General features: G+C 59.6%; 26 protein-coding genes, 1 tRNA gene and 1 pseudogene. 7 read left to right on the plus strand and 21 right to left on the minus strand.

The window, feature by feature from the left end; all coding sequences use genetic code 11:
- Positions 1-81 precede the first annotated feature (81 nt).
- Entirely contained in the window at positions 82-777 is a 696-nt protein-coding gene (locus AC07YV_RS27515) for an HAD-IA family hydrolase (RefSeq protein ID WP_095964046.1), read from the minus strand.
- Positions 778-1,024: 247 nt separating this feature from the next.
- On the opposite strand from AC07YV_RS27515, the gene AC07YV_RS27520 reads away from it, so the two are divergent.
- Positions 1,025-4,255 (plus strand): RHS repeat-associated core domain-containing protein, encoded by a 3,231-nt coding sequence (locus tag AC07YV_RS27520; RefSeq protein WP_102702392.1) that lies wholly within the window; start codon positions 1,025-1,027, stop codon positions 4,253-4,255.
- Here AC07YV_RS27520 and AC07YV_RS27525 read toward each other — a convergent pair.
- The 6 genes from AC07YV_RS27525 to AC07YV_RS27550 form a co-directional block, all read right to left on the minus strand.
- Positions 4,236-4,460: a hypothetical protein gene (locus AC07YV_RS27525; RefSeq protein WP_102702391.1), complete on the minus strand. Its 225-nt coding sequence runs from the start codon at positions 4,458-4,460 to the stop codon at positions 4,236-4,238. The two genes, AC07YV_RS27520 and AC07YV_RS27525, sit on opposite strands and share 20 nt — an antisense overlap.
- 107 nt (positions 4,461-4,567) lie before the next feature.
- A complete protein-coding gene (locus tag AC07YV_RS27530; protein WP_102702390.1) occupies positions 4,568-4,750 on the minus strand; it encodes a hypothetical protein in 183 nt (60 codons plus the stop codon).
- A gap of 16 nt (positions 4,751-4,766) precedes the next feature.
- Positions 4,767-5,234 carry a YMGG-like glycine zipper-containing protein gene (locus AC07YV_RS27535; protein WP_102702389.1) on the minus strand — a complete coding sequence of 156 codons (468 nt, stop codon included), beginning with the start codon at positions 5,232-5,234 and terminating at the stop codon, positions 4,767-4,769.
- A gap of 112 nt (positions 5,235-5,346) precedes the next feature.
- Positions 5,347-5,715: a hypothetical protein gene (locus AC07YV_RS27540; RefSeq protein WP_015096085.1), complete on the minus strand. Its 369-nt coding sequence runs from the start codon at positions 5,713-5,715 to the stop codon at positions 5,347-5,349.
- A 311-nt stretch (positions 5,716-6,026) separates the two neighbouring features.
- Entirely contained in the window at positions 6,027-6,215 is a 189-nt protein-coding gene (locus AC07YV_RS27545) for a hypothetical protein (RefSeq protein ID WP_102702394.1), read from the minus strand.
- A gap of 144 nt (positions 6,216-6,359) precedes the next feature.
- Complete coding sequence (locus AC07YV_RS27550; protein ID WP_102702388.1) at positions 6,360-6,680, minus strand: YbjQ family protein; 321 nt, start codon at positions 6,678-6,680, stop codon at positions 6,360-6,362.
- A gap of 157 nt (positions 6,681-6,837) precedes the next feature.
- On the opposite strand from AC07YV_RS27550, the gene AC07YV_RS27555 reads away from it, so the two are divergent.
- On the plus strand, positions 6,838-7,422 hold the full coding sequence (locus AC07YV_RS27555; protein ID WP_102702393.1) for a hypothetical protein: 585 nt from the start codon (positions 6,838-6,840) through the stop codon (positions 7,420-7,422).
- A gap of 92 nt (positions 7,423-7,514) precedes the next feature.
- Here the strand turns inward: AC07YV_RS27555 and AC07YV_RS27560 are convergent.
- Positions 7,515-7,604, minus strand: a tRNA-Ser gene (locus AC07YV_RS27560).
- A 308-nt stretch (positions 7,605-7,912) separates the two neighbouring features.
- Here AC07YV_RS27560 and AC07YV_RS27565 point away from each other — a divergent pair.
- The 3 genes from AC07YV_RS27565 to AC07YV_RS27575 all read left to right on the plus strand — a co-directional run bounded on the left by AC07YV_RS27565 (position 7,913) and on the right by AC07YV_RS27575 (position 10,674).
- A complete protein-coding gene (locus AC07YV_RS27565; protein WP_102702387.1) occupies positions 7,913-8,602 on the plus strand; it encodes a crotonase/enoyl-CoA hydratase family protein in 690 nt (229 codons plus the stop codon).
- Positions 8,603-8,816: 214 nt separating this feature from the next.
- Entirely contained in the window at positions 8,817-9,539 is a 723-nt protein-coding gene (locus AC07YV_RS27570) for a lysophospholipid acyltransferase family protein (RefSeq protein ID WP_102702386.1), read from the plus strand.
- 163 nt (positions 9,540-9,702) lie between these two features.
- Entirely contained in the window at positions 9,703-10,674 is a 972-nt protein-coding gene (locus tag AC07YV_RS27575) for a magnesium and cobalt transport protein CorA (protein WP_102702385.1), read from the plus strand.
- A 151-nt stretch (positions 10,675-10,825) separates the two neighbouring features.
- On the opposite strand, the gene AC07YV_RS27580 is transcribed toward AC07YV_RS27575, so the two are convergent.
- From AC07YV_RS27580 to AC07YV_RS27590, 3 genes are all read right to left on the minus strand, one after another.
- Positions 10,826-11,554: an amidotransferase gene (locus tag AC07YV_RS27580; protein ID WP_102702384.1), complete on the minus strand. Its 729-nt coding sequence runs from the start codon at positions 11,552-11,554 to the stop codon at positions 10,826-10,828.
- 95 nt (positions 11,555-11,649) lie between these two features.
- Complete coding sequence (locus AC07YV_RS27585; RefSeq protein ID WP_102702383.1) at positions 11,650-13,794, minus strand: 3-hydroxyacyl-CoA dehydrogenase NAD-binding domain-containing protein; 2,145 nt, start codon at positions 13,792-13,794, stop codon at positions 11,650-11,652.
- 24 nt (positions 13,795-13,818) lie between these two features.
- Positions 13,819-15,024: an acetyl-CoA C-acetyltransferase gene (locus AC07YV_RS27590; protein WP_102673289.1), complete on the minus strand. Its 1,206-nt coding sequence runs from the start codon at positions 15,022-15,024 to the stop codon at positions 13,819-13,821.
- Positions 15,025-15,627: 603 nt separating this feature from the next.
- On the opposite strand from AC07YV_RS27590, the pseudogene AC07YV_RS27595 reads away from it, so the two are divergent.
- Positions 15,628-16,450, plus strand: a pseudogene (locus AC07YV_RS27595) (c-type cytochrome).
- 123 nt (positions 16,451-16,573) lie between these two features.
- Here AC07YV_RS27595 and AC07YV_RS27600 read toward each other — a convergent pair.
- The 10 genes from AC07YV_RS27600 to AC07YV_RS27645 form a co-directional block, all read right to left on the minus strand.
- Positions 16,574-17,383, minus strand: a complete 810-nt coding sequence (locus AC07YV_RS27600; protein WP_102702381.1) for a transglutaminase family protein — start codon at positions 17,381-17,383, stop codon at positions 16,574-16,576.
- Positions 17,380-18,330, minus strand: coding sequence for an alpha-E domain-containing protein (locus AC07YV_RS27605; protein WP_007971901.1), 951 nt, complete (start codon positions 18,328-18,330; stop codon positions 17,380-17,382). Before AC07YV_RS27605 ends, AC07YV_RS27600 begins: the two co-directional genes overlap by 4 nt.
- A 12-nt stretch (positions 18,331-18,342) precedes the next feature.
- Positions 18,343-19,752: a circularly permuted type 2 ATP-grasp protein gene (locus AC07YV_RS27610; protein WP_007971899.1), complete on the minus strand. Its 1,410-nt coding sequence runs from the start codon at positions 19,750-19,752 to the stop codon at positions 18,343-18,345.
- Positions 19,753-20,166: 414 nt separating this feature from the next.
- Complete coding sequence (locus tag AC07YV_RS27615; protein WP_007971898.1) at positions 20,167-20,511, minus strand: ribonuclease E inhibitor RraB; 345 nt, start codon at positions 20,509-20,511, stop codon at positions 20,167-20,169.
- A 210-nt stretch (positions 20,512-20,721) separates the two neighbouring features.
- Positions 20,722-20,955 (minus strand): hypothetical protein, encoded by a 234-nt coding sequence (locus tag AC07YV_RS27620; protein WP_007971896.1) that lies wholly within the window; start codon positions 20,953-20,955, stop codon positions 20,722-20,724.
- Between the two features lie 201 nt (positions 20,956-21,156).
- A complete protein-coding gene (speE, locus tag AC07YV_RS27625) occupies positions 21,157-22,032 on the minus strand; it encodes a polyamine aminopropyltransferase (protein ID WP_102702380.1) in 876 nt (291 codons plus the stop codon).
- Between the two features lie 254 nt (positions 22,033-22,286).
- Complete coding sequence (locus AC07YV_RS27630; protein ID WP_102702379.1) at positions 22,287-22,478, minus strand: PLD nuclease N-terminal domain-containing protein; 192 nt, start codon at positions 22,476-22,478, stop codon at positions 22,287-22,289.
- A gap of 83 nt (positions 22,479-22,561) precedes the next feature.
- Positions 22,562-23,092 (minus strand): hypothetical protein, encoded by a 531-nt coding sequence (locus AC07YV_RS27635; RefSeq protein WP_102702378.1) that lies wholly within the window; start codon positions 23,090-23,092, stop codon positions 22,562-22,564.
- Positions 23,093-23,246: 154 nt separating this feature from the next.
- Complete coding sequence (locus AC07YV_RS27640) at positions 23,247-23,765, minus strand: ankyrin repeat domain-containing protein (protein WP_102702377.1); 519 nt, start codon at positions 23,763-23,765, stop codon at positions 23,247-23,249.
- A 97-nt stretch (positions 23,766-23,862) separates the two neighbouring features.
- Positions 23,863-25,701, minus strand: a complete 1,839-nt coding sequence (locus AC07YV_RS27645) for a long-chain-acyl-CoA synthetase (protein WP_102702376.1) — start codon at positions 25,699-25,701, stop codon at positions 23,863-23,865.
- A gap of 372 nt (positions 25,702-26,073) precedes the next feature.
- Here AC07YV_RS27645 and AC07YV_RS27650 point away from each other — a divergent pair, with 372 nt between their 5' ends.
- A complete protein-coding gene (locus tag AC07YV_RS27650; protein ID WP_095964027.1) occupies positions 26,074-26,352 on the plus strand; it encodes a DUF3509 domain-containing protein in 279 nt (92 codons plus the stop codon).
- Positions 26,353-26,424 lie beyond the last annotated feature (72 nt).

A 26,424-nucleotide genomic window follows, 5' to 3' on the forward strand; every position in this document is an offset into this window, starting at 1 on the left:
CGCGAAGGCGGTGTGTCATTCGACATTAAGGTGACTGACACACCGCCTTCGCGAGCAAGCCCGCTCCCACACTTTCTTTTGTCAGGCCCACTCAAGCGCAGGCAAACCAAAGGCGTCCGGCTCGAACGCCTTCAACGTACGAAGAATGCCATCGGCGTGTGCGTACCTGGCGTCGGCCATTGCCGCATCCGGAATCGCAATCGCCGTCATCCCCGCCGCTTTCGCCGCGGTGACACCGAAGGGCGAATCCTCGAACACCAGGCAATCCTCGGGTGCGACGCCCAGACGCCGCGCCGCCGTCAGGAAGATATCCGGTGCCGGTTTGGCCGCCCCCACCTCGGGGTCATCGGCGGTGACGATGAAGTCGAACAAGGTGAACCAGTCGCGGTGCAGGGTGGTTTTCTGACCGAACGACTGGCTCGATGAACTGGTACCCACGGCTATGGGAATGTTGTTGGCCTTCAGGTGCCGGACCAGTTCCTGTGCGCCAGGCATCGCCTGCGCTGTAGGAAAGCGCTCGCGCATCAGCGGCTCGCGGATCACCAGAAACTCTTCGGCGGTAATCGGCAGGTCGAGCGCTTCAACGACATAGCGCGCCAGATCCCCGGCGCCCCGGCCAATGATGTTCTGCTTGATGCTCCAGTCGAACGTTCGGCCGTAACGCGCGGCAATGATGGACGTGACTTCGGTGTAGATGCCCTCTGTATCCAGCAGCAAGCCGTCCATATCGAAAATCACGGCCTTGATCGGGCCGAATGTTTTCAGCGGTGCATTCATCGCAACTGATCCGTTTTCCAAGGCATCCCGGGCGGCGCAGGTGAGGCCCGCACCCGAATGGATTAAAGGATTCAGCAGCATAACGAGCGCGGCCGTCTCAGAGCAACGATGAAATCCCGATCCACGCCGAATGGCTCTCGTGATTTAGCGATTCGCCCTACATCAAACGCCAACTTTCCCGACTTCTTTCCTTGAAGATCCTCCGCAGAGTCTCAGGTCCTACATTCCGCCAAGGGAAAGTCTGCAGATGTTCGATCCCCAAAAGGTATTGGCATGTCCCGCCAGCGGTCCCCTGACACAGGTGCACAGGTTCGCCGCCAGGATCGATACCCTCGAGCGCACCGCCCCCCACAACGGCCCGGTGTCGATGGTCACCGGTGAAGTATCGCTGGCCCTCACGGACGGCACCCTCGACGGGATCTTGCCGTTCGACTTCACCCGCCTCTATCGCACCCGTGGCGTCGAACTCGACAGCGGGCTCGGTTTCGGCTGGCGGCATTCGCTGTCCCAGCATCTGGAATTCCACGGCGAGCAGGTGCTGTGGATCGACGCGGAAAACCACCGCACGCCATTTCCATGGCCGACAACGGCGCGCCCGTTGATCCGTAACAGACTCTCGCGGGCGGCAATTTACCTCGGCGAAGAACCGGGCGAACTGATCCTCGCCCTGGCTGGCGACGCGGCACGCTTTTTTCATTTCCGCGACGGCCGACTGACCGCGATCAGCGACGCCTACGGCAACCGCCTGACGGTACAGCGGGACGGCCTTGAGCGAATTCAGCGCCTGGACAACGGCGCTGACCGTGCCTTGCTGCTGCGTTATGACCTCAAGCACCTGGTGGCCGTCGACTATCAGGTGTTTCAGCGCTGCGGGTGCGAGGCGCAAACCTGGCGCACCGAACAGACCCTGGCCAGCTACCGCTACGACGCCCGCCAGCGTCTGGTCGAGGTGACCAACGCCGCGGGTGAAACCGAGCGTTATGACTACGACGAGCAGCACGTGATCCTGCAACGGCAACTGGCAGGCGGCGCGAGTTTGTTCTGGGCGTGGGAACGCTCCGGCAAGACCGCCCGCTGCGTCCATCATTGGGCCTCGTTTGCGCAGATGGAGGCGCGTTACACCTGGGATGATCAAGGCACCGTGACGGTGAACAACGCCGACGGCAGCCAAGAGGTTTACGTTCATGACCCATACGCTCGATGGGTGCGCCACATCGGGCTGGACGGCGGCGAGCAGCACAAGGCCTACGACAATCTGGGCCGATTGATCTTCGAGCAGGACGCCCTCGGCGCCGTCACCCAATACCATTATGACGAAGCCGGGCGACTGATCGCGCTGCATGCACCGGATGAGGCGCCCACGTCCTACAAATATCACCACGGTTTCCTGCACGCCCGCACCCGCGGTCGGGCGACGTGGAGCTACCAGCGCAACGCCCAGGGAGACATCACGGCCGTCACCGATCCCGACGGACAGATCACCCACTATTCCTACGACTCGCTGGGGCGCTTGCTGACGATCCGCTTTCCAGACCAGAGCATTCACCGGTTTGCCTGGAGCGTCCTGGGGCAATTGCTGGAAGAAACCTTGCCCGATGGTTCTCAGCGCATGTTTTCCTACGATGCGTTGGGGCGCAGGATTACCGAACAAGACGAACACGGTGCCATCACCCGTTATGAGTGGGACGCCGTGGGTCGACTGAGCCGGACCACGCTGCCCTTGGGCGCCTGCCGTGCCTGGCGCTACAACGCCTACGGCCGGATCACCGCCGAGACCGACGAACTGGGACGGGTAACCCGTTACGAATACGCCGACGACCTGCACTTGATCAGTCGTCGGATCAACCCCGACGGCAGCGCGCTGAAGTACCGCTACGACCATGCGCAATTGCTGCTGACCGAGATCGAAAACGAGGTGGGCGACATTTACCGTCTGGACTACACCCCGGGAGGATTGATCCGACAGGAAACCGCCTTCGATGGGCGTCGTACCACCTATAGCTACGACCTCAATGGCCAATTGCTGGAGAAAACCGAGTTTGGCGACGACGGTTCGCAACGGGTTACCGGCTATCAGCGTGACAGCGCTGGGCGGTTACGGGTCAAAACCTTGCCCGATGGGGTCAGGGTCGAGTACCGCTACGACACGCTCGGGCGACTGGTCAGCGTCGATGACGGCCTGGCCCCTCCGTTGCAGTTCGAATACGACCTTCAGGACCGACTGATCACCGAGCATCAGGGCTGGGGCACCCTGCGTTACGACTACGACGTCTGCGGTCGGCTCCAGTGTCTGCACCTGCCGGACGCCTGTATTCTCGACTACCACCACGCCAAGGGAGGCGCCCTCACGGCCATCGACCTCAACGGCACACCCCTGACCCGCCATCGTTTTGTCGGCGGGCGCGAACAGCAACGCCAACAGGGCCTTCTGCTCAGCGATTACGCCTACGACGAGCAAGGCCGTTTGCAGGCCCATGTCATCAGCCAAAAACAACGACCGCTGTACCGCCGCGAATATGCCTACAGCGCCAAGGGCAACCTCTTGAAGGTTACCGACAGCCGCCACGGCTCACGCTGCTATCAATACGATGCGCTCGATCGCCTGACCGGCGTACGTCACGCCCGCGACCAGTGGGCAGAGCACTTCACCCACGACCCGGCCGGTAACCTGCTGATCCACGAGCGTCCAGGCCCGTGTGTTTTCCAGGGCAACCGCCTGCAGTGCAGTGGCAGTGGCAATGACGGCAGCTACTACGACTACGACGCCTTCGGCAACCTGATCCGCGAACGCCGCGGCCTGCCGCCCTGGGTCACCGAATACACCTACGACAGCCAGCACCGCCTGATCGGCGTCAGCCCCCCGGACGGTAAAAGTGTCAGCTATTGCTACGACGCTTTCGGCCGGCGCATCCAGAAAATTATTGACGGCTACACCACGCAATACTTCTGGCAAGACGACCGGCTGATCGCCGAAAGCGGCCCCCGGCACTACCGCAGCTACATCTACGAACGCAGTGAACCCGGCGAGCCCGGTAGCTTCCGCCCACTGGCGCTGCTCGACGGCAAAGGCCAGGCACACGCCTGCCCGTACTACTTTCAACTCGACCACCTCGGCACCCCGCAGGAACTGACCAGCCACGGCGGTGCGATTGTCTGGTCGGCCCAATACACCGCCCACGGCAAACTCCGTGAGTCGAGCCGCGGCGACGGCGAACGAGCCGAACAACTCTTACGGTTTCAGGGACAATACTTCGACGCAGAGAGTGGCCTGCACTACAACCGGCATCGCTATTACCAGCCGGACTTCGGTCGTTTTCTGACACCGGATCCGCTCAGGTCGGGCGGTGGGTTGAACCCGTATCGGTACACCCGCAACCCGACGGGGTGGGTGGATCCGCTGGGGTCGAGCGACCCCCACGGATCGATTCTTTCAGGAAGCGTTCGAGCGCCGGACGCCCTCACCGCCGCTTCGAAGTAGCCGGCTCTGCCGCGCCATCGGTATCTGCATCGCGCCGATCGTGCGGATCTGCCTCGAGATTCTCGTCGCTCTCGTCGCCCGGCACTTGCTCCACGCCGACATCGTCGTCCGGCGGTCGTTGGTCGCGGCTCAAGGAATCGGTAGGTGACGGCAGCGGATATTCCGGAGTTTCATCATCGTCGAAGGCCTTTGGATCAGTGTTCATCTCGCACCTCTCATCTGACCTCAAGCGCAGGTCATGACATATCGAGGACTGCACGATGGACACGTTCGACCCGGTAGACGATCGGTTGATTCGGCAACAGGACTCAATCAGTCTTCGTCCTCTTCCTCATCATCAAACTCGATATTTCCCACATCGCCTGCGTCATCTGCATCGTTAAGTGGCACCGTCGCATCATCCATCAGCGATCCCGGATCTTCATTGCCGGGATCGTTGATGGATGGTTGTGCGCTTGGGTCTTTGTCTTCCTTGCCTTCGGATTCCAGAGTCATGGTTTGCCTCACTCAATCAGTGATGCTTTTTGTGGTGCTTGTTCGAGTGTTTATGTCCGCCACCGGAATGGGAATGGCCACTGCCATCCCCCAGATCATTGCCGATCGCACCGCCGGCTGCACCGCCAACACCGGCACCAATGGCCGACCCGGTCGAACCGCCAAGACTGTTGCCGAGCACCGATCCGCCCGCCGCGCCCAAACCACCGCCTACCGCCGCTTCGGTGCGATTGCGCTTGGGTGCGGCAACGGCACTGCCGGCCGCCCCGCCGACACCCGCACCAATCGCTGCGCCAGTACTGCCACCCACCTGGCCACCGACCACGTTGCCCAGCACCCCACCAAGACCGCCGCCCACCGCGGCATCTCCGTTACCGCCTGCCAGTGCCACCTGGGAGAGCAGCAATCCAAAAACAATCGCAGGCAACATCAACCGTCGAGTCACCGGGTTTGCGTTCTGTTTGCCGTCGGTTTTGGGGTTCATGGCACGCCTCGCATTCTTCAGGAGTATGGAAGATTTGAGCCGCTGCGGCGGGAATCGTTCATATATGAAAAAGCCCGGCATCAAGCCGGGCTTTTTCCCATCTGGATCAGCATCAGTGACGCTTGTGACCGTTGGCCAGGTTGCTGCCTACGCCGCCGCCCAATGCACCGCCCAGGCCTGCGCCGATGGTGGCACCGGACTTGCCACCCAGGCTTTTACCGATCACCGAACCACCGGCTGCGCCGACACCGCCACCGATGGCAGCGCTGGTGCGATGACCTTTTTTGGCGGCAACTGCGCTGCCCGCCGCGCCAGCAACGCCTGCACCGATCACTGCGCCAGTGCTGCCGCCCATTTTCTGGCCGACCACGTTACCCAATGCGCCGCCCAAGCCACCCCCCAGCGCGGCAGTACCGTCACCAGCCATTGCACCTTGAGCAACCAGAAGCCCCAGAACCAGAGCGGGCAGTGTTAAACGCATGACAAAAACCTCAAAAAATAGGGGTATACACAAAGGAGGCGAGATTGAATGCTTTTGCGCGGATAGAGTCCAGCACGCCGGTCCAACTTCGCGATTGGCGACGGTTGGACAGCAATTTTGGAAAAGGTTTTACGACGGGCAAAAAAAAGCCCGCTGGGGAAACGGGCCAGGTGTTGCTTTCTAACGGATGAGTCGAGACTACGGAGGTTGTTGTGAAAAGTTTGTGAAAGATCGCCACTTTAAAAAATTAGTCATGAAAACCTTTCAGACATGAAAAACCCCGCTCAATGACGGGGTCTGTCTGAGTTCGTCTACTTCCTGACCGGTGCTGTCACCCTGGGCAGGAACTTGCCCTTCAGGACCCGGCACGCCCTGGTCTTGATCTTGTCGACCTCTGTCTGGTCTTCGCCGAAACTGGCCACATACTGGGTCTGGCCACACTGCACGCAATTGTTGATCGGAAACTCTGCGCCATCGTCCTCGATATACGGATCAGCCATCTCTTCACCCCTTTCAACGAGCGGGATCGACACCGGCAAGCCCTTTGCCTGAAAAATATCGACCGCCAAGGATTTTCAGACTAGCCGGTCACTAATGGACTTTCCGTTCGAATTTTCATGTGACCGACGAATGGCTGCGATCCCTCATCGCAACTTGACCGCTGTCCCGGTCACAAACACGACGACCATCCCGCCCCTGCCGGCCGGCATGCTGATCTCATAGTCAAGCCCCACCACCGCGTCCGCCTGAAGCGCCCGCGCCCGCTCCTTGATCTCATCGGTGGCCTGAACGCGTGCTTCGTTCAACGCTCGCTCCAGCGTCTGGGAGCGCCCGCCGAAAAAGTCGCGCATTCCGGCAAATACGTCACGAACAACGTTGATCCCTTGCACTGACTCGGCGCTGACGATGTCCAGGTAGGCGGTAATTTGCCGGCCTTCAATGGATTGGGTTGTGGTGGTGATCATTGCTGTTTATTCCTGTTCAGATATTCGGCCAGCGCATCAAACGCCGGCAACGTCACGGGGTCATTAGCCGAGTTGCTGGCCACCGGATTCGATACGTAACGGACGATGCCCTACTGCTATGCTGAAAGATCGGTTCCCTGCGCTGGAGACCCTCAGCATGGCGGCAGAAGGCAATCATTCCCCGTTCACTTGCAAGGCTATGGCCTACTCGGCTGCAGGCTTCCTTATCGCCTTGATCATTGCCACAAAGCTGCTCGACACTTACTTCGAGCTGACGTTGTTGGCAGAGACCCAGGGCTGGCTGCTACGTACATGGAGTTGGCTTCAGCTGGAAACGCCAATACCGAACTGGTCGCTACTGACGATTATCGGGGCTTTCGTCTGCACCCTGACTTTAGTGATTTACTACTACCGCAGCAACGACGGAGCTTACGGCGAGCTACATGAAATAGAGCGAAAAATTTACAAAAAGAACAACCCACAGTTTCCACAGCTGACAGATAACCAAACGCTGCTGATGGAAGCCTTGGCCTATCACGCAAACTTCAGAAAGGTTGCAAACCTGGACTCGATTTGCAAACTGGTCTCACTCAGCAAGCTGGAAGTTGAAGAGGGTCTGAAGCAACTCCAGGCTAAACGTCTTGTGAATCAAAAAGTGACTCGGGGCACGTTCGGCGCCACCATTTTTGAACTTACCCTGGCAGGTAAGGACTATGCGCAAGAGCGGTTTGAGCTGACGTAGTGGAGACTCGGTAAGTGGCGGGATATATTGATTGGCACAACTGAAAAAGAAAAACCCCCGCAAACCGTAAGCTTGCGGGGGTTTTCAGAATGTGGCGGTGAAGGAGAGATTCGAACTCTCGATACAGTTTCCTGTATACACACTTTCCAGGCGTGCTCCTTAAGCCACTCGGACACTTCACCGTATCTCTTCAAACATGTTCTGTCTGTCGAGGCGCGCTAATGTAGTCGAAAGCTTTTCCGATGGCAAACATTTTTTTCAGAATTTTCATGCGGTTAACGCGATTCAGCGTTTGCGCTCCCTCTGGGCCATGGCAAACCGGCCAATCTCCGGCTTCGTGCCCTCCTCTATATAGAGGGGAATGCGCAGCAGGCGCGGCGGGCTGCGCCTGGCGGGCGGGCAAAGGGTGACTGGCGGGTCAGTCACGGCGCTTTACCTGGCCTGCGGCGGTGGGTAACGTCTGCCCAACTTTATTGAAAGGAATAGCGTCATGAGTGAGTTGATTTCATACCATCTCGAAGACGGTATCGCGACCCTGACCTTGAGCAATGGCAAGGTCAATGCCATCTCCCCGGATGTGATTGCCGAGTTCAACGCTGCGCTGGATCGGGCAGTGACTGATCGTGCGGTGGTGATCATTACCGGGCAGCCGGGCATTCTCTCTGGCGGTTATGACTTGAAGGTGATGACGGCGGGTCCTAGAGAAGCCGTGGCACTGGTGACCTCCGGCTCGACCCTGGCCCGCCGCCTGCTGTCGCACCCCTTCCCGGTGATCGTGGCGTGCCCGGGGCATGCGGTGGCCAAGGGTGCATTCCTGCTGTTGTCGGCCGACTATCGCATCGGCGTAGACGGTCCGTTCAGCATCGGCCTGAACGAAGTGCAGATCGGCATGACCATGCACCACGCGGGCATCGAGATCGCCCGTGACCGCCTGAACAAAGTGGCGCTTCAGCGCTCGGTGGTCAACGGTGAGATGTTCAACCCGCAAGGCGCCGTGGCTGCCGGCTTCCTGGATGTCGTGGTGTCGGCTGAAGAGCTGCAAGGCACGGCACTGGCGGCGGCTCGTCAGTTGAAGAAGATCAACATGACCGCGCACAAGAACACCAAATTGAAAGTGCGCAAAGCACTGCTGGAGGCCCTGGACAACGCGATCATCCAGGACCAGGAGCATTTGGGTTAAGCCCGGATCCGCTGCAACGAAAAGCCCGACCGTCGTGTCGGGCTTTTTTGTACCTGTCCTGGTTAAACATCTGTAACCGCTCTAGACCGCGTCTGACCCATCAGTCGGAAACATCAGCACAAACTTCGGCTATCTCTCACGACTCTGGCAGCAATTGCCGAAAACAGTGCACATCCGTACACTGCGCCACCTTTTGTCCCGGTGGGGCCTGTAAATGCTGTTTTTGTTCCGTATGTCATTGATGGGCCTGCATTTTATCGTGGCGGGTGTGCTGGGTGTGATCCTCGGCCTGTGCCGGCCTTTCAACCCGGACAACAGCCGCCTGTGCGCACGCCTGTATGCGTGGCCGGCCATGTGTATTTTGCGTTTGCGGGTGAAGGCCGAAGTCGGGCCGTTGATGGATAAACCAGACAGCTGCGTGATCGTCGCCAATCATCAGTCCAACTACGACCTGTTTGTGTTTGGCAACGTGGTGCCCCGCCGTACCGTGTGCATCGGCAAAAAGAGCCTGAAATGGGTGCCACTGTTCGGGCAGCTGTTCTGGCTGGCCGGCAATGTGCTGATCGACCGCGGCAACGCGCACAAGGCGCGCAAGTCGATGTTGACCACCACTCACACCCTGCAAAACAAAGACACCTCGATCTGGGTGTTCCCGGAAGGCACGCGCAACCTGGGCGAGGAGTTGCTGCCCTTCAAGAAAGGCGCCTTCCAGATGGCCATTGCCGCCGGGGTACCCATAGTGCCGGTGTGTGTCAGCAGTTACGTCAAACACATGCGATTGAACCGCTGGCGCAGCGGGAAAATCCTGATTCGCTCGTTGCCGGCGATTCCCACCGCCGGATTGAGCCTGGACGACATGCCCCTGCTGATTGCCCAGTGCCGCGAGCAGATGCGTGAATGCATCGAGTCGATGGACCGGCAACTGCAAGCCGCCTGAACAAGAAAACCCGCCTGGTGCGGGTTTTCTTTTGCCTGCGAGACTTTACCGGCGAACTCGGCAGATTTAACTGACTCTCAAACCCTTGCGAGGCTAAGCTGATCGACACTGCCGTTGCATTTGTTGCCAATTGAAAGCTGCCAAGAAGAAGTGAATTACCATCATGGGTAGAGTTGTTGCTGCTGCGGTTTATAGCGCCGGTAAGAAAGTCACCAATATCACCCTCGACGAAGGCGCAGCCTGGGCGGCAAAGCCCGGGCACTTTGTCTGGATCGGCCTCGAGGAGCCGAACGCCGAGGAACTCTACAACCTGCAACGCCAGTTCAACCTGCACGAGCTGGCCATTGAAGACGCCCTGGAAAAACACAGCCGGCCGAAGCTGGAAACCTTCGGCGATGCGCTGTTCATCGTTACGTACTCGCCGATTCGCAATGAAGGCAAACTCGAGTTCATCGAAACACATATATTTGCGGGCAAGGGTTACATCATTACCGCACGCAACGGCCATTCGGCTTCCTACGCCTATGTCCGACAGCGCTGTGAGGCACGTCCGATTCTGCTGGAGCACGGAGAAGATTTCGTACTTTACGCCATCCTCGACTTCGTCATCGAAAACTACCAGCCAATGGGTGAAGCCATCCATGCTGAAATCGATGAGCTGGAACGCAACGTACTTTGCAGTGCACTGAATGAGCATGACATTCAGAAACTTCATGGCTTGCGCCGGGATGTCTTGCGCCTGCGTCGTTACGCGGCGCCGATGGTGGAGATTGGCGAGGAACTGCAAAAGCTGAGCTTCCCGTTCATCGACAAGAACATGCGCCCGTACTTTCGCGATGTGCAGATCCATGTAACGCGGCAAATGGAAGACCTGACGACCCTGGCGGATATTGCCAGCCAGACAATTGAGGTCGGGGTGCTGCTGGAGGCCTCTCGCCAGAGCGTGGTGCAACGCAAGTTTGCGGCCTGGGCGGCGATTCTGGCCTTCCCGACGGCGGTGGCGGGGATCTACGGGATGAACTTCCAGAACATGCCGGAGTTGGGCTGGCACTACGGCTATTTCGGGGTGCTGGGGTTTATTACGGTGGGCTGCGTGGGGTTGTGGGCGAGTTTCAAGAAGTCCGGCTGGCTGTAGGAGCGAGCTCGCTCGCGAAAAATCCAGGGGCGCCGCTGTGTACCTGGTTCAACGCGTTATCGTTCACGACCTTCGCGAGCAGGCTCGCTCCCCACATTGATCTCTGCAACACCGAAGATCCACTGTGGGAGCGAGCCTGCTCGCGATGATTTCAGCCTTTGACTGCGGTCGGCTTGTGCGCAACAAACCGCATCATCCATTCGGCAACCGTAGTGCCATGGTGCTCCTGCTCCAGGCTCGCAATGCCTTTGGAGTAGATCTGCTGGCCCAGCGCATCCTGACGAATCTCCAGCAGGGCGCGGGAGTAGTCGTGGATGAATTCCGGATGCCCCTGGAAGCACAGCACCTGATCGTTGATGTGGTAGGCGGCATACGGACAGAAATCGCTGGAGGCGATGACCGTGGCGTTCTCAGGCAGCGACGTGACCTGATCCTGGTGGCTGATCAGCAGCGTCAGTTCTTCGCGTACAGGACTCATCCACGGCGCCTTGGCGGCCAGTTTGTAGTTGTGGGTGCCGACACCCCAACCCTGGGTCGCACGCTCGCTCTTGCCACCGAGCAGCAATGCCAGCAACTGATGACCGAAGCAGACGCCGAGCAACTTGTCGCCACGCTCGTAGCGGGTCAGCAGGTACTTCTTGAGGGTTTCGATCCACGGGTCGGTGCCGAAGGAATCGGCCTTGCTGCCCGTCACCAGGTAGGCGTCGAATGTCAGGTCGTCGCTTGGGTACTCACCCTGCACCACGTTGTAGACGGTGAACTCGGCGGCAATCGGCTGCTGCGAAAACAGGTGTTTGAACATCTGCCCGTAGCCCTGATATTGGTCAACCAATTCCGGACGCAGGTGGTCGGTTTCCAGAATGCAGATGCGTAACGACATAAAAAATACCTGACACGTGATGGGAATAATGCACACCTCAGAGCCTGCCTCGAAACACGGTGACAAGGCAAGCCCCGAAATGTGTCATCACACCCTTAGAAGGCCTCCCCTTTTGCCGCTTTTTCCAGGAGCAGTGCAGGCGGCGCGAACCGTTCGCCATACTGCTTGGCCAGGTACTGGGCGCGGGCGACAAAGTCCTGTACGCCGTACTGGTTGATGAACTGCAGTGCACCGCCGGTCCAGGCGGCGAAACCGATGCCGAAGATCGAGCCGACGTTGGCGTCCGCCGTCGAGGTCAACACGCCCTCCTCCACACAACGCACGGTTTCGATGGCTTGCACGAACAGCAGGCGATCACGCACATCCACTGGCGAAATCTGCCCGTCGGCTTTCTCGAAGCGCTTTTTCAACTCCGGCCACAGGTGTTTCTGGCCGCCCACCGGATACTCGTAGAAACCGCCACCGGCCGCCTTGCCCGGACGCTTGAACTCATTGAGCAGCAAGTCGATGACGGCAAACGCAGGATGTTCTGTCAGTGGCTTGCCTTCTGCTTGCAGGTCCTTGGCCGTTTGCAGGCGGATATGGTTCATCAGGCTGAGGGAAACTTCATCGGAGATCGCCAGCGGCCCTACAGGCATGCCGGCCTTGCGTGCTTCAGTCTCGATCATCGCCGCGTTCACACCTTCGCCCAGCATGGCAATGCCTTCGTTGGTGAAGGTGCCGAACACCCGCGACGTGAAGAAACCGCGGCTGTCGTTGACCACAATCGGGGTCTTCTTGATTTGCAGGACGTAATCGAATCCGCGGGCCAGGGTTTCGTCGCTGGTATTGGCGCCCTTGATGATTTCCACCAGCGGCATTTTTTCCACGGGGCTGAAAAAGTGCAGGCCGATGAACTTGCTCTGGTCGGGCACGGCGCACGCCAGGCCGCTGATCGGCAAGGTCGAGGTGTTGGACGCGATCACTGCGTCCGCGCCGACGACCTTCTGCGCGGCCAACGAGACTTTGGCCTTCAGGTCACGATCCTCGAACACCGCCTCGATGATCAGGTCGCAACCGGCCAGGTCTGCATCGCTTTCGCTGGTTTGGATGCGCGCCAGCACCGCGTCACGCTGCTCGATGCTCATTTGTCCGCGGCCGACTTTCTTGTCCAGCAGCGCAGCTGAATGGGCCTTGCCCTTCTCGGCTGCGGCGAGGTTGATGTCCTTGAGTACCACGTCGATACCCGCCGACGCGCTGACAAACGCAATACCGGCGCCCATCATCCCGGCGCCGAGCACGCCGACCTTGCGGGTGACATAAGGCGTAAAACCTTGCGGCCGTGAGCCGCCGGCATTCATTTCGTTGAGCTGGAACCAGAATGTACCGATCAGGTTTTTCGAGACCTGGCCGGTGGTCAGCTCGGTGAAGTAGCGGGTTTCGATCAGGTGCGCGGTGTCGAAATCCACTTGCGCGCCCTCGACCGCTGCGCAGAGGATTTTCTCCGGCGCGGGCATCGTGCCCTGGGTTTTGCTGCGCAGGATAGACGGGGCAATCGCCAGCATCTGGGCGACTTTCGGGCTTGACGGTGTGCCGCCCGGAATCTGATAGCCCTTCACGTCCCAGCGTTGTACCGCCGTCGGATTGGCCAGAATCCACGCCCGCGCCTTGGCCAACAGATCTTCGCGGTCGGTCGCCAACGCGTCGATCAAGCCTGCCTGCAATGCCTGTTGCGGTTGCACCTTCTTGCCTTCCAGCAGGTACGGCAGGGCTTTTTCGATCCCGAGCATGCGCACCATGCGCACCACGCCACCACCGCCCGGCAGCAGGCCGAGGGTGACTTCCGGCAGGCCGAGTTGCACCGCAGGATTATCCAGCGCCACCCGATGATGGCAGGCCAGGCAGATCTCCCAGCCGCCGCCGAGTGCCGCGCCGTTGATCGCCGCAACCACCGGTTTGCCGAGGGTTTCCAGGGTGCGCAACTGCCCCTTGAGGGTCAGTACCATGTCGTAGAAGGCTTTGGCTTCGGGCTTGCCGACCTTGATCAATTCATTGAGGTCGCCGCCGGCAAAGAAGGTTTTCTTGGCCGACGTGATGATCACACCGGCGATGTTGTCCTTGTCGCCCACCAGGCGCGCGACGCAGTCGGCCATGGCCTCGCGGTACGCCGCGTTCATGGTGTTGGCGCTCTGGTCCGGCAGGTCGATGGTCAGGACGACAATGCGGTCCTGGCCTTTTTCGTAACGAATGGCTTCGCTCATAATTGGGTTCCTTGAAGTCCGGGCTCAGAGGCGTTCGATGATGGTGGCAATGCCCATGCCGCCGCCGACACACAGGGTCGCGAGGCCATAACGCAGGCGTCGGGCTTCCAGTTCATCCAGCAGTGTGCCGAGGATGGCGCAACCGGTGGCGCCCAGCGGGTGGCCCATGGCGATGGAGCCGCCGTTGACATTGACCTTGTCCGGGTCGACCGCCATGTCCTTGATGAATTTCAACACCACCGAAGCGAACGCCTCGTTGACCTCGAACAGGTCGATGTCTTCGACCCGCAGACCGGCCTTGGCCAATGCCTTGCGGGTCGCCGGCGCGGGGCCGGTGAGCATGATGGTCGGGTCGGTACTGGTGACCGCCGTGGCGACAATCCGCGCCCGGGGCTGCAGCCCCAACTCCCGGCCCTTGGCTTCGGAGCCGATGAGCATCAGCGCCGCGCCATCGACAATCCCGGAGCTGTTGCCCGGGGTGTGAACATGATTGATCCGTTCGACATGGCTATAGACCCGCAGCGCGGTGGCATCGAACCCCATCTGCCCCATCATCTCGAAACTCGGCTTGAGCTTGCCCAGGCCTTCCAGAGTCGATTCGGCGCGAATGAACTCATCGTGATCGAGCAGGATGATGCCGTTCTGGTCCTGCACCGGCACCAGCGACTTGTTGAACGAACCGTCGGCCCGCGCCCGCGCTGCCTTCTGCTGGGAATGCAGGGCGTAGGCATCGACGTCCTGACGGCTGAAGCCTTCAAGGGTGGCGATCAGGTCGGCACCCACCCCTTGGGGCGTGAAATGGCTGTGCAGGTTGGTCGCCGGGTCCAGCGCCCAGGCGCCGCCATCGCTGCCCATAGGCACCCGGGACATCGACTCGACACCACCGACCACCACCAGATCCTCGAAGCCGGAACGCACTTTCATTGCGCCGAGGTTGACCGCCTCCAGCCCCGAAGCGCAGAAACGGTTGATTTGTACCCCCGCCACACTGACATCCCAATCGGCCACCTGGGCGGCGGTCTTGGCGATGTCAGAGCCTTGATCGCCAATCGGTGTCACGCAGCCGAGCACCACGTCATCGACCTGGCTGGTGTCCAGCGCCGTGCGCTGCTGCAGCGCGGTGAGTAAACCGGCCACCAGGTTCACCGGCTTGACACTGTGCAAGGCGCCGTCGGCCTTGCCTTTGCCACGGGGCGTGCGTAATGCGTCGAAAATCAATGCTTGGGTCATGACGTCCTCGAACCGCAGTGCAGGAGAGTAAAGGCAGAGTGCCCACTCTTGGCCCGAGCCGCGCTTGATTCAATGACCGCAGCGCTCACAGTTGTTGACGCACACGCTCAGACGGACGGTCATGAACGACCGGATTAACCGATTCAGGACACCAAGCTGTCTAGCCAACGGGCGGCAAAGAAGCTGGCAATAGGCCTCATACCTTTTTTAAAGCGAATCGTGACAACACCATACGAAATGGATCTAAACCAAGCGCTGCGCGGGCTCTAAGGTGAACTTGTACGAAGTTGTCGTCGGGTTTTGCCGAGGCGCTCGTCACTACAGGAAGTGCAACGCGCTGCCATCATGGAGATATGCAGGCAGGCATCAGGAAATAACAATAAAGGCGGTCAAGCCATGTTCAAACAATCGAAAGTACGTCAAGCCGGGCTCATCCTTTTTGCCACCACGCTGTTGTTGATATTGCCGAACCTGACCAAGGTGATCGGCTAGTCGCGTCTAAAAGATACGGCGTCACGGTTTTTGAATTGCCACTATCAAAATGTGACTGGCCCGCTACCCGGGCCAGCGTGGCTGTGCCACCCTTCATGGCACTTCCACGACATGGACGGCGATCACTTTGAAAATGCTCATTCTGCTCGGGGCCCTGCTGATCGGCTCGCCCCTTTATGCCGCACAGCTGAATCTGGAGCTGGGCGCGAACAGTCGCACCTGGCAGACGGAGGAATTGCTCAAGCATCCTCAGGTGCAAACCATCACCATCAGCAACGACGTTTCCTACAAACGGGACATGAGCTACCGCGCCGTGCCTCTGTCCGCCCTGCTGACCGGCATCAAGCCTGACGACCACCTGCAAGCCGTGGCCCTGGATGGCTTTGCCGCCGAAATGGCCGCGGAGCCGTTGCTCAATACCCAAGGGGCACGGGCCTGGCTGGCGATTGAAGACCCGGCCAAACCGTGGCCGGCGCTATCGGAAGGCAAGCCGGGTGCCGGACCGTTCTATCTGGTCTGGACCGATCCGCAGGCCGGCAACATCAGCCCCGAGCAATGGCCGTTCCAGGTGGCGAGCATCAAGCGCCTGGCGCCCGTGGCCGAGCGCTTCCCTGCCCTGCTGCCCGATCCGTCCTTGAAGGCCGATGATCCGGTGAACAAGGGTTTTGCGTTGTTCCAGAAGAACTGCCTGGCGTGCCATCGACTCAATGGCGCCGGGGATGCGCAGTTCGGGCCGGACCTGAATATTCCATACAGCCCGACCGAGTACTTCGGCGCGGACTTCCTCAAGCGCTACATTCGCGATCCACAGAGCTTGCGCCAGTGGCCGCAGGCGAAGATGCCCGGGTTCTCGGCCGAGGTGTTGCCGGATGGGGACCTGGGGATGCTGGTGGGGTATTTGCAGCATATGGTTGGGCGCAAGATTCAGCACTAGCACTGACATGATCCCTGTGGGAGCGAGCTTGCTCGCGATAGCGGTGTGTCAGTCACGGTAGTATCGACTGAAAGGTCGCCATCGCGAGCAAGCTCGCTCCCACAGGATTTTGCAGACCTCTAGTTATTGCTGCTGCACCGAAATCACCGGCGCTGGCGTCGGTGAGACCAGCACCTTCGCGTGCATCTGCTCACACCCGCCGCCCCGGCGCATGCCGCGTACCGGGCAGGCATCCAGGTAATCCAGGCCCACCGCCAGTTTCAGGTGACGTTCCGGCCGGGCCAGTTCGTTGGTCACGTCGAAGCTGTACCAGGCGTCATCCAGCCAGGCTTCGGCCCAGGCGTGGCTGGCCAGGTGTTCGCTGCTTTCGCTGTACAGATAGCCCGACACATAGCGTGCAGGAATGCCCAGGCTGCGGGTGCAGGCAAGAAACGCATGGGTATGGTCCTGACACACGCCGGAGCGTCCGGCAAAGGCCTGGGCCGCGCTTGTGTCCACTTCCGTGGAACCCGGCGTGTAGGTCATATGCTGGTTGAGGCCATGCATCAGATCGATCAACGCCGTGCGATCGCGACGCTGCTTGCATTCCTTCTCGGCGAATGCCCGCAGGGCGGCATCGGCTTCAGTCAAACGGGTGAAGCGCAGAAACGGCAGTGCCGACTGGCTTTCGTGTTCAGCCTCACGCCATTCATCGATATCGACCTGGCCGCGGGCACCGATGATGATCGCCTCGTGGGGCTCATCCATGGTCAGCACATGCAGGATGTTGCCGAACGGATCGAGTTGCGCCCGCACCGGACGCGGCAGGTCGAGCTGCCAGCTGAGCACGTGCTGGCGCTCGCTGTCGTGGGGCGTCAGCCGCAGGTACTGGATGCTCGCCCGCACCTTGTCTTCGTAGTGATAGGTGGTCTCGTGGCTAATGGAAAGTCTCATGCCGCCTCCAGATAAGAACTGTGAATCGCGTTACCCAACTGGCGCACCAGCGGGATGAACTCGGTCAGCCAGGCGTGCAGGCCTTCTTCGAGAATTTCATGGATGCCGGTGTAGCGCAGGCGTGCGTCCATTTCTGCCGCCAGGCGCTGTGCCGGACGACCGTTGGCCCCCGGCAATTGCGCGAGGATCTGGTCGATTTCTTCGGTGCAGGCGCGCAGGGAGCGCGGTACATCGGCGCGCAGCAACAGCAATTCGGCGACATGCCGGGCGCCAGGGGCGTCACGGTAGATTTCCGTGTAGGCCTCGAACGACGACAACGCCCGCAACAACGCGCTCCACTGGTAATACGCGTGAGCGGTGCCATCGCTGACCGCTTCGGCCTGGTCGCCGGCCATTTCGTAACGGGCATCGAGCAGGCGCAAGGTGTTGTCCGCTCGCTCGATGAAGGTCCCCAGACGAATGAAGCGAAACGCATCGTTACGCATGATGGTGCCGTAGGACGCGCCCCGAAACAGGTGGGAACGTTCCTTGATCCACTCGCAGAAACGGCTCATCCCGTAGCGACTGAGGCCCTGTTCGGCGATGCCGCGAATTTCCAGCCAGGTGGCGTTGATGTTTTCCCACATGTCGGCGGTGATGCGCCCACGCACCGCATGGGCGCTGGCCCGCGCGGCACCGAGACAGCTGTAGATGCTCGCCGGGTTGGCCGCATCCAGGGCGAAGAAATGCAGCAGCCGTTCGGCATGCAGTTCGCCATGGCGTTCCAGGTAATCGTCCAGGGTGCCGGTGATCAACAGCGGCATGGCCAGTTCGTGCAAACCGTCGCCACGGCCGTCTTGCGGCATCAGCGACAGCGAATAGCTGATGTCGAGCATCCGTGCGAGGTTTTCCGCCCGCTCCAGGTAACGCGACATCCAATACAAATCCGAGGCAGTTCTACTTAACATGGCAGGCTTCCTTTAATCCTCGACCACCCAGGTGTCCTTGGTTCCGCCACCCTGGGAAGAGTTGACCACCAGGGAGCCTTCGCGCAGGGCGACACGGGTCAAGCCGCCGGGCACCACCCGGGTCTCACGACCCGACAGGACAAACGGCCGCAAGTCGATATGGCGTGGCGCGATGCCGTTTTCGACAAAGGTCGGACAGGTCGACAGCGACAGTGTCGGTTGTGCGATATAGGCATGGGGCTTGGCGATGATCCGCGCACGGAAGGCTTCGATTTCCGCCGCCGTCGCCGCCGGCCCCACCAGCATTCCGTAACCGCCGGAGCCTTGGGTTTCCTTGACCACCAGCTCTGGAAGATTGGCCAGCACGTGGGAAAGTTCAGACGGATTACGGCACTGCCAGGTCGGCACGTTCTTCAGGATCGGTTCTTCATCGAGGTAGAAACGGATCATGTCGGTCACGAACGGATACACCGATTTGTCGTCCGCCACCCCCGTGCCGATGGCATTGGCCAATACCACGTTGCCGGAACGGTACGACGACAGCAGCCCCGGCACGCCGAGCATCGATTCCGGGTTGAAGGCCAGCGGATCGAGGAAGGCGTCGTCGAGGCGACGATAGATCACGTCGACCGCTTTCGGCCCGTCGGTGGTACGCATGAAGACCTTGTCGTCACGCACGAACAGGTCCGCGCCCTCCACCAGTTCCACACCCATTTCCCGCGCCAGAAACGCATGCTCGAAGAACGCGCTGTTGAAGCGACCCGGCGTCAGCACCACCACGCTGGGGTTGTCGATGGGGCTTGAGCTTTTCAGGGTATCGAGCAACAGGTTCGGGTAGTGGTCGATGGGCGCGATGCGTTGCGCCGCGAACAGTTCGGGGAACAGGCGCATCATCATCTTGCGGTCTTCGAGCATGTAGCTGACGCCGCTCGGTGTGCGCAGATTGTCTTCGAGCACGTAGTAGGTGCCGTCGCCGTCGCGCACCAGGTCGACGCCGGAGATGTGCGAGTAGATATCGCGGTGCAGGTCCAGCCCCTGCATCGCCAACTGGTACTGCTCGTTGGCCAGCACTTGCTCGGCCGGAATGATGCCGGCCTTGATGATGCGTTGCTCGTGATACAGGTCGGCGAGGAACATGTTCAGCGCCTTGACCCGCTGGATGCACCCGCGCTCGACGACCCGCCATTCACTGGCGGGGATGCTGCGGGGGATGGTGTCGAAGGGAATCAGGCGCTCTGTGCCCTGCTCGTCCCCGTAGAGCGTGAAGGTAATCCCGGCGCGATGAAACAACAGATCGGCCTCACGTCGCCGTTGTGCCAGAAGCTCGTCAGGCGTCTCGGCCAGCCAACGGGCAAACTCCCGATAATGCGGGCGGACCTGGCCGCCGGCATCGTACATCTCATCAAAATAGGTGCGGATCATGCCGTACTCCTTGTCACTCGGACGTCCAGACCTTCGCAAGGCCCGTGCCAGCGGCATAAACGCTTTGATATCAATCAGTTGGATAATCAATGCGCAAGTACCGCACCATTCCTGTGCGGCAAATGCTCCAATCTGATCGCCCCCGCTTCATTGCAAGGCGTGGTTATCGCCTATCACCAGCATAGCCAGAGATGATTTCACTGCCCGGTAACGGGTGCGGATAATCCAGGCATTCGCTGAAAAGCACACTGAACTTCCCTTTTAGCCGCCTGCTCAGGCGGCTTTTTTTTGCCTTGTTGAAATGTTGAGAATCAAAATCAAAAGATCGCAGCCTTCGGCAGCTCCTACAGGCCATAAATGAAAACGGCCAACCCGAAGGTCAGCCGTCAATGCCGGTTGTCACTGTTCATAAGCTTATGCGAGTCGCCCTCGTACCTCCTGTTTCACACCCCAGCCTTCGATGATGCCTCCCAACGGCTCGACAACCGCTTCGAAACCCTGTTCGAAGTCGCCGATGTCGTCGTAGGTGGCATACATGACTTTGCACAACTCCAGCGCCCAGGCGCCATCGTCGCGCACACTGACTTGCGCATCCAGGGATTCACCACGGTGGAAATGACCTGCCGCCCTGCGTGCCCGCTCCTCATCCGGGAAAATGGCGTAGAACTCGATGGGATGAAACCGCGAAAAGTCAAAACCGCCTTCTTTCATGCGGCGCAACACGCTGCTGCTGATGTCTTCTTGATAGGCTGTGCTCATGAAACGTCCTCCTCAAAACGATGGATAGACTTTCCGTACTCCCTCACCCGCAACCGAACAGCGCGAGCGACGGCAACCGATATGCCGGCGGGAAACAAGCATGGAGCTGACAAGACCAGACCTTAGCGATTCATTCGCTGATCTCGCTTGCAGAGTAGCCTCAAGATAGAGCCTCTGCCAAGGCCTGGATGTGAATGCGACAGGTGCCGTTCAGATTGGAGTAATGCCGAGGATTTGAATGCTGTTCTGGGACTTGAGCTCTTTGACGCTCGCATCGGCGGTCCGCCCTTCCAGATCGTTCAGATCCAGTTCGGCAGCGACAGGAAGAAGCCGGGACTTGATGAGCTTGGCGGCACGCTCGTTGTCCGGGCGCTCGGCCCACTCGAAGACCTCGTCGACGGTTTCGCCATGATCATCCACGAAAGTGATTTTCCACTTTTGCATTGATGCCTCCTCGATAAAACCCATGGATGGGCTTACACATATCTGGACCTTGTTAGCTGGCTAATTGTTCCGCCTGTTCTGCCGCAATTCAATGTGGGAGCGGGCTTGCTCGCGAATAAGGTGTGTCAGTTGACAGAATTGCTAACTGATACACCGCTTTCGCGAGCAAGCCCGCTCCCACAGGTGTTGCATTTCATCCAATCAGTCGTTGCTTGGCTTGTTCACGGCCTGCAACACGTATTGCGGCAGGGCGAACGCGCCGATGTGGATTTCAGGATTGTAGTAGCGAGTGACGATACCGCTGCCCGTGAAACGCTGTTGCAGGGTTTCGCGGGACAACTTGCGATAAGCGGTATCGGTCGCGCCCCAGGCGAAGGTCATCGAGCCGCCGATGTAGGTCGGCACGGCGGCCTGGTAGAAGTGCCAGTCCGGGAACAGGCTGTGCAGGCGACCAGCGGTAGTCTTCACTTCTTCGATCTGCATGAACGGCGTGCCGTTCTGGGTCACCAGGATGCCGCCTTCGTTCAGGCAGCGGTGGCAAGCCTGGTAAAAGTTCTCCGAGAACAGCACCTCGCCCGGCCCGATCGGGTCAGTGGAGTCGGAAATGATCACGTCGAACTTTTCAGTGGTGGTGGCGACGAAACGCATGCCGTCGTCGATCACCAGGTTCAGGCGTGGATCATCGAATGCACCCTTGGAGTGATTCGGCAGGAACTCCTTGCACATGTCGACCACGGTGCCGTCGATCTCGACCATGGTGATGTGCTCGACACTGCGGTGCTTGGCCACTTCACGCAACATGCCGCCGTCGCCGCCGCCGATGATCAGCACGCGCTTGGCGCTGCCATGGGCGAGGATCGGCACGTGGGTCAGCATTTCGTGGTAGATGAATTCGTCGGCTTCGGTGGTCTGGATCACGCCGTCCAGCGCCATCACCCGGCCCATGCGCGGGTTTTCGAAGATCACCAGGTGCTGGTGTTCGGTGCGCACTTCGTGCAGCAGTTTTTCCATGCGAAAACGCTGGCCGTAGCCTTCGTAGAGGGTTTCCAGGTAGTCGCTGGTCAGGGTGTTGCTCATGGGAAGTGCTCCGATGAATGCGGGTGGCAACGGACGGTTACCCGCCCATGATGGCCATTCGTTCGTCTCGAATGACCGGGAAAGGCGCGCATTCTACGTCGCGGAACATGACAGGTCGAACCTCACTTGCTCGACTTGCCACAATCCTGTGGGAGCGGGCTTGCTCGCGAAGGCGTAGTGCCAGTCACTATCGATGTTGACTGACTCACCGCTTTCGCGAGCAAGCCCGCTCCCACAGGTCCAGTGTCGCTTGTTCAGGCCCGTACGTTGCCCCGCGGCCCGGCGATGGCCCAGATGATCAGCCCCAGCACCGGCAACAGTGCGATCAACAGTACCCAGAGGATTTTCATCCCGGTCTCGGCGCTGCTTTTGAATACGTTGATGATGGCCCAGATGTCCAGGGCAAAAATGATCAAGGCAACCAGGCTGTTGAACGTGGAACCCATGGTGACGCTCCTGAAGAGTGATTTGCCCTCTTAGGATAGACGGTCGTCGTGAGGGTTCCCTTTGATTTGACAGTATTTGGCTATCAGACGTGGATCGCCACTTTCAGGGCTTCCAGGGAGGGCGCGGCTGCGATGCCGGCTTCGGCGCACAATTCCAGCACGCGGGGCACGTCATTGCCGTACACCAGCACCACCTGCAACTCGTCATCGAGCAACTGGCTGAAGTTCATCAGCGTGTAGCCACCGTTTTCCTTGTTCAGGCTGCTCATTTGCACCTGGATGCGGTTGAGCGCGGTCAAGGCTTCGGTCTTGGCCAGTTGCTTGGGCTTGAGATTGAATTCCACACCCGGGCCGAACGAAGCGACGATCTGCGCGAACAGGTCCATGTAGGTGTCAGCCTGGAACAGCACCGTTTCCGGCAGGCTGCCGACCACCACCCATTCACCCAACGGGATCGGGAAGGTTTCGTCGTAGTTGATGTCCGGATTGGCGCTCAGAAAAGCCTGCGGGTCGGCGTAGGCCTGGGCCGCTTCGTCTGCGACCTTGAGGACTTCGTCTTCGCCCATGCACCCGGAGCTGATTTTGCTGATGAGTTCGACGAGTGCGGCTTTCATGGGGAGGATCCTGTAGCGAGGTGAATTTTGAGGGCGCGAAGGATACCGCAAGGATAGATTCGAATGCCCAAAAAAGATCGCAGCCTTCGGCAGCTCCTACAGGTCCACGCGGTTCAATGTAGGAGCTGCCGAAGGCTGCGATCTTTTTAAACAATCAGCCAACCAGTTTCTGCAACTGCGCAACCGTATCGGATGCGCCCATAGTCCTGGCAGCCTCCAATGCGGTGATGCCATTGGCGTCCTTGGCCTGCGGGTCGGCCCCCTTGCTGATCAGGTAGTCGACCACTTCGACGCGGTTGAACATCGCCGCCATCATCAGCGCCGTGCGGCCATCGAAGGACGAGCCTTCAACCTGCGCGCCGCCCTCGACCAGGGCCTTGATCACCGCCAGGTCGCCCTTGAACGCTGCCCCGGCAATCGGGCTCTGGCCGTTGTCGTTGCGGATCTCCGGGTCGGCCTTATGCTCCAGCAGGACCTTTACCGTGTCCACATGACCGTGGTACGCGGCCAGCATCAGCAAGGTATCGCCCTTGTGGTTACGCAGGTTCGGCGGCAAACCCTTGGTCAGCAGCGCGGCCATCATCGCCGCATCGCCCTCCCGTGCCTTGTTGAATACCTGTTCGGCAAATTCGGCGGCTTCTTCGGGGGTCATCTGGCGGCTTTTGTCTGACATTGGGCACTCCCTTTTCTGTCATTCGTAAAAGCCGACAGTTTCCCGAGCGGTCCTGGCACTGTCACTTGTTTTTTCTCATGGACCGCCATAGCCAGATTCAATAGCGGTACTTGCCGCCGTGAATGTCGGACAACAATTGCTCCGTGACCTGCACGTAAGTCTGGGTTCCCGGCAGCCAGGCATAGATCGGATCATCACCGGTTCTACCTGGGTCGAAGGCTTCGTCCTTGAGCCGGGTCTTCTGATACTTGAACGTCCCAGTGGTTTCCATTTTCACTTTCACCCGCAGGAACAACGGCACCGCATAGGCCGGCATTTGCTCGCGGACAAAGGCCAGCAGTTCGCTGAAGTCCAGGGTGGCCAGGGATTCGGCGGGTGTGATCGCTGCCATCCCGGCCCGACCATTGGTGTTGCAGATTTCCACGCCGTAGGCCACGGCTTCGGAAATATGCGGGTGTTGCAGGAGGATGTTCTCGACCTCCGTGGTCGACACGTTTTCGCCCTTCCAGCGATAGGTGTCGCCGAGGCGGTCGACAAACTGCGCATGACCAAAGCCGATGTTGCGCAACAGGTCGCCGGTGTTGAAATAGCGGTCACCCTTTTCGAACACATCCTCAAGCACGACCTTGGCGGTTTTCTGCGGATCGGTGTAGCCGTCCAGCGGAGCCTTGTCGTCGATTTTTGCCAGCAACAGCCCTTGCTCGCCCTTGGCGACCTTGCGCATCAAGCCGTTGGCTTCACGAATCGGCGCCCCGCTGTCGTGGTCATAGGCGACCAGTTCCCAGGACATCAGGGAAAAACCGATCGTGTTGTCGAAATTGAGAATGTTGGTGAACCCGATATTGCCGTCGCTGGCGGCATAGAGTTCGCAGATGTGATTCACCGCAAAGCGGGTCTTGAACTCGTTCCATGCCCCGGGACGCAGGCCGTTGCCGATCATCTTCTTCACATCGTGCCGGCCGTCGTTTTCGCTCGGTGGTTGATCGACCAGGTAGCGGCACAGTTCGCCGACATAACCGATGGTGGTTGCCTGGTATTTGCGTACGTCGCTCCAGAATTGACTGGCGCTGAATTTGCGGCGGATGGCGAACCCGCTGGCACCACTGACGGCCGAGCCCCAGCACACGCAAAGGCCGGTAGCGTGGTACAGCGGCAAGGTGCAATAGACGACATCCTCCGGGCGCATGTCCAGCGCGATCATGCCGAAGCTCGCGGAGCTGCGCATCCAGCGGCCATGCTTGAACACGCCGGCCTTGGGCAGCCCCGTGGTGCCCGAGGTGTAGATATAAAAGCAGGGATCGTCGAAGAAAATCTGCCGGCTGCTGGCCGGGTTGTCGCAGGCGTCGTCGAGGCTGACGGTCATCAGGTTGATGAACCCTTCAGGCGCGATACCCGGTTGGCGAGAGGTGTCCTGATCGGCGACGAACCAGGTTCGGGCAGACTGGATCGCCACCCGATCCCGTATCGCCTGGTAGGCCGGGACCAGCTCCTCACCGACAATGATCGCCACCGGCGACACCAGATTCACACTGTGCACCAGGGTGTCGCGGGTCTGCGAGGTATTGAGCAAGGCACTGATCGCGCCGACCTTGGCCACCGCCAGAATCGTCACCAGCAGTTCCGGACGGTTCTCGATGAAGACCGCCACCACGTCACCCTTGCCGATACCTTGGCCGATCAGGTGATGGGCGATACGGTTGGCCCACTGGTTGACCTCGGAGTAACTGAGCGCAACGTCGTCCTGCAACAGCGCCGGGCCATCCGGGTTGCGCAATGTGGCCTGCTCGAAACTCCAGCCCAAACCACACGCCTGGGTCGGGTCCTTGACGTTGGCGGCCTTCATGCCCTTGACCACCCGGGGGATGGCTTTGGCGATGGAAGGCAGCTTGCGGAGCATCATGCCCCAGGTAATCGTGTCGTTCGACGTGCGGCTCATGATGCTCCCGTTCGCTGTATTTTTATTGTCGGGCGGCGATGTCTGAGGCCGAAAATACGTCAACGGTTCTTGAGCTGTACACGCGGTTTTTGAAATGTTTTGTATCCACGATCTTGATCCGCGATCCTGATCGGCGATCGCCAGGTTGCCCGGCGTGAACCCTACCCTGAGCAATGGTTCCATCGAATCGCCGAGCGCCCTCGCAAAATGCAGGATGCACGATGGGCATTCATGCAGATTGCACGAATGCGAAAATCACCAAAAACAGTAACTCATTGATTTTTATTGATATTGACCAACTAAAAACACTGGCACAAAGGCTGCAACAGTCTCTCCATGCTTGCCATTCAAGTCATCACGGAGCTGAACGACATGAGCCTGATCCAGGAAAAATTTACGTCCCTGTTCTCCAACTACAAGGTCACCACCCAGGCCCGTCCTGACGGCGGGATCCTGTTGACCCTGAGCGGCGGCGAAGGCAAAGAGTTCAAACGCTCGATTTCCTACCAGCAATTGCACAACGGCGACCAACTGACGTGGGTCATCAGTGCGATTCGCCGCGACCTCGCCGAACAAGCCAGTGAGCTGCCGCAGATTTCCTTGCTGCAAAGCCAGCAACGGTTTGCCTTGCCGACTTATCACTCGCTGTAAAAAGTAAAAAAATGTGGGAGCGGGCTTGCTCGCGAAGACGGAGTGTCAGTCAACAACAATGCTGAATGACAA

The organism is Pseudomonas sp. GW456-E7, from assembly GCF_059424105.1.